5 protein-coding genes and 1 pseudogene are annotated in these 5,047 nt (G+C 68.2%); all 6 read left to right on the top strand.

All coding sequences use genetic code 11. The features are described 5' to 3' along the window. A pseudogene (locus tag ACILQS_RS15535) lies at positions 1–238 on the top strand (protoheme IX farnesyltransferase); the annotation flags it as partial. A gap of 7 nt (positions 239–245) precedes the next feature. Next, positions 246–1,205: a heme A synthase gene (locus tag ACILQS_RS15530; protein WP_395641031.1), complete on the top strand. Its 960-nt coding sequence runs from the start codon at positions 246–248 to the stop codon at positions 1,203–1,205. A 186-nt stretch (positions 1,206–1,391) separates the two neighbouring features. Continuing rightward, positions 1,392–2,810, top strand: a complete 1,419-nt coding sequence (gene sufB / locus ACILQS_RS15525; protein ID WP_395641030.1) for a Fe-S cluster assembly protein SufB — start codon at positions 1,392–1,394, stop codon at positions 2,808–2,810. A 2-nt stretch (positions 2,811–2,812) separates the two neighbouring features. Next, positions 2,813–3,994 (top strand): Fe-S cluster assembly protein SufD, encoded by a 1,182-nt coding sequence (gene sufD, locus ACILQS_RS15520; RefSeq protein ID WP_395641029.1) that lies wholly within the window; start codon positions 2,813–2,815, stop codon positions 3,992–3,994. Continuing rightward, positions 3,991–4,305: a non-heme iron oxygenase ferredoxin subunit gene (locus ACILQS_RS15515; RefSeq protein ID WP_395641028.1), complete on the top strand. Its 315-nt coding sequence runs from the start codon at positions 3,991–3,993 to the stop codon at positions 4,303–4,305. The genes sufD and ACILQS_RS15515 overlap by 4 nt, the downstream gene beginning before the upstream one ends. Then, the coding region (gene sufC / locus ACILQS_RS15510) for a Fe-S cluster assembly ATPase SufC (protein WP_395641027.1) at positions 4,302–5,047 on the top strand (746 nt) is incomplete at its 3' end. The genes ACILQS_RS15515 and sufC, both read left to right, overlap by 4 nt.

Here is a 5,047-nt window from a genome sequence, read left to right as displayed (position 1 = left end):
GACGGTGGTCTGCTCGCTCCTGCTCGTTGCGGTCGCGCCGATGGGCGTGCTCTACGCGGTCGTCGCCACCGTCTCCGGTGCGTGGTTCGTGGTCGAAGCGCACCGCCTCTACGCGGGCGCGATCCGCGGCGAGGAGCTCACCCCGATGCGCGTGTTCCACGCGTCGATCACCTACCTGACCCTCGTCTTCGTGGCCGTCGGACTCGACCCGCTGCTGCACCTGCCGATCCCGTTCTGAGCGTCCCGTGAAGACACCGCTCGGCTGGGCCGCCGCACGCTGGGAACTCGGTTCCCGCGCGCTCCGCTGGGGCACTACCGCGGCCCTCGTCACGAGCGTGCTCATCGTGCTCGGCGGCGTCGTCGTGCGGGTCACCGGTTCCGGCCTCGGGTGCCCGACCTGGCCGACCTGCGACGGCACGAACGTCATCCAGCTCGTTCCGGATTCGGTGCACCTGCTCATCGAACAGACCAACCGTCTCGTCACCGGGCTGCTGATCATCGCCGTCGGCTGGGCGATCGTGGCCGCGCGCCTGCAGCGACCGCGGGACCGGATGCTGACGCGCCTGGCCTGGTCGATGTTCTGGCTGACCGTCGCCAACGCCGTCGCCGGGGGCATCACGGTGCTCGTGCACCTCAACCCCTGGGTCGTGGCCCTGCACTTCGTCCTCGCGATGGGCCTCCTGGCCTGCGCGACCTTCACCTGGCATCGGGCGCGGTGGACGGGAGGCGACGGGCCGCGACCGTCCGCCGGGTCGCGGGCTCTCGCCTGGGCGCTCGTCGTCGTGACCGGCGCCGTCGTGGTCACCGGCACCCTGGTCACCGGGTCGGGCCCGCACGCCGGCGACTCGGCCGACATCCCGCGCATGGGCTTCGACTGGAACGTCGTCGTCGTCGTGCACGGCGTCTCGGCCGTGGCCGTGCTCGCGATCGCCGTCGCACTCGCGTTCCGGCTCCGCGGGGAGGCCGGCGGTGCGCTGGCCCTCACCCGGATCGGCCTCTTCCTGCTCGTGCTCTTCGTGCAGCTCGCGCTCGGCACCACGCAGTCGCTCGTCGGCATCCCGGAGGTGCTCGTCGCGATCCACGTGACGATCGCGGCCCTCGTCTGGATCGGGGCGCTGCGGGTGCTGCTCGACACCGATCCGCGGCTGTGGGCGGTTCGCGATCACCAGCTCGTCGCGGCCGCGAACGCGGAGCCCGTGCGCTGATCGGCTCCGCTGAACGCGGAGCCCGTGCCCAGCCGCCGAGCTGGCCCACCCTGTAGACTCGGAGCGCTAGAGAGCACCGTCGTTGCTGCCCGACAGCGATTGCTGGATCGCGGCAGACGCCGTATCCCGGCACGGAATGCTGACACGAGCGGAATGGTTCGCTTCAGCTGGAAAAGAGGCTCACCCATGTCAGACGTCCTGATCGACCGACCGGAACTCAACGACCTCGGAAAGTACGAGTTCGGCTGGTCCGACTCCGACTCCGCCGGATCGAATGCCCGCCGCGGCATCTCCGAGGAAGTCGTCACCGACATCTCCGAGCTCAAGAGCGAGCCCGAGTGGATGCGCAAGATGCGCCTCAAGGCGCTCAAGATCTTCGGCATGAAGCCGATGCCCACCTGGGGTGCCGATCTCTCCGGGATCGACTTCGACAACATCAAGTACTTCGTGCGCTCGACCGAGAAGCAGGCGCAGTCGTGGGAGGACCTCCCCGAAGACATCCGCAACACCTACGAGCGCCTGGGCATCCCCGAGGCGGAGCGCTCGCGACTGGTCTCCGGCGTCGCCGCCCAGTACGAGTCCGAGGTCGTGTACCACCAGATCCGCGAAGACCTCGAGGCGCAGGGCGTCATCTTCCTCGACACCGACACGGCGCTCAAAGAGCACCCGGAGATCTTCCAGGAGTACTTCGGCACCGTCATCCCGTCGGGTGACAACAAGTTCGCCGCCCTGAACACCGCCGTCTGGTCGGGCGGCTCGTTCGTCTACGTGCCGAAGGGCGTGCACGTCGAGATCCCGCTGCAGGCCTACTTCCGCATCAACACCGAGAACATGGGCCAGTTCGAGCGCACGCTGATCATCGCCGACGAGGGCTCCTACGTGCACTACATCGAAGGCTGCACCGCCCCGATCTACAAGTCCGACTCGCTGCACTCCGCGGTCGTCGAGATCATCGTCAAGAAGAACGCCCGCGTGCGCTATACGACGATCCAGAACTGGTCGAGCAACGTCTACAACCTCGTCACCAAGCGCGCGATCGCGCACGAGGGCGCGACGATGGAGTGGATCGACGGCAACATCGGCTCCAAGGTGACGATGAAGTACCCCTCGATCTACCTCGTCGGGGAACACGCCAAGGGCGAGACCCTGTCCGTCGCGTTCGCCGGTCCGGGGCAGCATCAGGATGCCGGCGCCAAGATGATCCACCTCGCGCCGTACACGACGTCCTCGATCGTCTCGAAGTCGATCGCGCGCGGCGGCGGTCGCGCCGGCTACCGCGGCGAAGTGCGGGTCGGCGAGAACGCCCACCACTCGGCGAACACGGTGCGCTGCGACGCGCTCCTCGTCGACTCGATCTCGCGCAGCGACACCTACCCGGCGATCGACATCCGCGTCGACGACGTGCAGCTCGGGCACGAGGCCACGGTCTCGCGGGTCTCGGAGGAGCAGTTGTTCTACCTGATGTCCCGCGGCATGGCCGAAGACGAGGCGATGGCGATGATCGTTCGCGGCTTCATCGAGCCCATCGCCCGCGAGCTCCCGATGGAGTATGCCCTGGAACTCAACAAGCTCATCGAGATGAGCATGGAAGGCAGCGTCGGCTGAGCATGACCGACACCACGACAGCCGGGGAGCGGCTGGGAATCGTCGCGCACAGCGACGGGCCCATCGCCTCCGCCCAGAACATCCCGGTGCAGACCCGCTCCGAGCGTCCGGCCTCCACCGACCACGACTTCTTCCCCGCCGTCGAAGGCTGGGAGGCGGAGTGGAAGCTCACGCCGGTCGCGAAGATCCGCGACCTCATCGACGGACGACTCGACGGGTCGCCGTATGCGATCCAGTACCCCGACGTCGTCGGCACGACGGTCGACTGGATCGATCGGCTCGACTCCCGAGTCGGATCGGCCGGCATCCCGGAGGAACGCGCCGCCGCCAACGCCTGGAGCTCGTTCGAGAAGGCCCTGTCGATCCGCGTCGACGGCGAGCCCGACGCGCTCACCGTGACCCGCGCGGCGCTCGGCTCCGCGCCGCGCGCCGCCCATGTGGTGGTGGAGGCCGCTCCGCAGTCGAAGGGCCTCGTCGTGCTCGACAGCCGCGGGGGAGCGGCGCTCTCCGAGAACGTCGAGATCCTCGTCGGTCAGGGCGCCGACCTCACGGTCGTGAGCCTCCAGGAGTGGGATGCCGACGCCCGCCACCTCGCGAGCCATTTCGCGTCGATCGGCAAGGACGCGAAGCTCACGCACATCGTCGTCTCGCTCGGCGGCGCGATCGTGCGGGTCAACCCGTCGGCGCACCTCGCCGGCGAGGGCTCCGACGCCGAGCTCCTCGGCGTCTACTTCGCGGACGCCGGCCAGCATCTCGAGCAGCGCGTCTACGTGCACCACGACGCGGCGCACACCCGCAGCCGGGTCACCTATAAGGGCGCGCTCAACGGGCAGGACGCGCGCACCGTGTGGGTCGGCGACGTGCTGATCGGTCCGCGCGCCGTCGGCACCGACACCTACGAGCAGAACCGCAACCTCGTGCTCTCCGAAGGCACGCGGGCGGACAGCATCCCGAACCTCGAGATCCAGACGGGCGACATCGTCGGCGCGGGGCACGCGAGCGCCACCGGCCGCTTCGACGACGAACACCTCTTCTATCTGCAGTCCCGGGGCATCACCGAGGCCGAGGCGCGTCGCCTCGTCGTGCTCGGCTTCCTCGTCGAGATCGTGCAGCGCATCCCCGAGGCGCAGCTGCAGGCCCGCCTGATCGACGCCCTCGTCGCCGAACTGGAAGGTGCCGCGTGAGCACGAAGGTCTGCGCCCTGAGCGATCTGTCGGTCTCGACCGCGAAGAAGGTCGTGGTCGACGGCACTCCGATCGCCGTGGTGATGGATTCCGCCGGCGACGTGCACGCTCTCGGCGACACCTGCACCCACGGCGACATCTCGCTGTCGGAGGGCTTCGTCGAAGACGACACCCTCGAGTGCTGGGCGCACGGCTCGAAGTTCGAGCTCACCAGCGGCAAGCCGCTGACCCTCCCGGCCTACGAGCCGGTTCCCGTCTTCGCGGTCGAGATCATCGACGGCGACATCTACATCGGAGAGAAGATCTCATGAGCAAGCTCGTCATCACCGACCTCCAGGTCTCCATCGACGCCGACGGCGTCAAGAAGCCGATCCTGAAGGGCGTCGACCTCACGATCGAGCAGGGTTCGATCCACGCGATCATGGGCCCCAACGGCTCGGGCAAGTCGACCCTCGCGTACACGATCGCCGGCCACCCGCGATACACCGTCGACGGCGGCTCGATCGAGCTCGACGGCGAGGACGTGCTGTCTATGAGTGTGGACGAGCGCGCCCGTGCCGGGCTCTTCCTCGCAATGCAGTACCCGGTCGAGATCCCCGGGGTCACCGTCGCCAACTTCCTGCGCACCGCGAAGACCGCGATCGACGGCGAGGCGCCCTCGATCCGCTCGTGGGGTCCGACGCTCAAGACCGCGATGACCGACCTCAAGATGGACCCGGCGTTCGCCGCGCGCAACGTCAACGAAGGCTTCTCCGGCGGCGAGAAGAAGCGGCACGAGATCGTGCAGCTCGAGTTGCTGAAGCCGAAGTTCGCGGTGCTCGACGAGACCGACTCCGGCCTCGACGTCGATGCGCTCAAGATCGTCTCCGAGGGCGTCAACCGGGCCCACGCGAACACCGGCCTCGGCATCCTGCTCATCACCCACTACACGCGGATCCTGCGCTACATCAAGCCCGACTTCGTGCACGTCTTCGTCGATGGCAAGGTCGCCGAGGAAGGCGGACCCGAACTCGCCGACCGGCTCGAGAACGAGGGCTACGACCGCTACCTGAC

Source organism: Pseudolysinimonas sp. (assembly GCF_044239695.1).
Classification (GTDB): Bacteria; Actinomycetota; Actinomycetes; order Actinomycetales; family Microbacteriaceae; genus Pseudolysinimonas_A.
The sequence above is the reverse complement of the archived record's forward strand: the minus strand, read 5'-3'. Positions and strand labels throughout refer to the sequence as shown.

Bases quoted from the DNA above. Each gene is read 5' to 3' on its own strand.
- sufB (WP_395641030.1), top strand. From the start codon at position 1,392: ATGTCAGACGTCCTGATCGACCGACCGGAACTCAACGACCTCGGAAAG.
- sufD (WP_395641029.1), top strand. From the start codon at position 2,813: ATGACCGACACCACGACAGCCGGGGAGCGGCTGGGAATCGTCGCGCAC.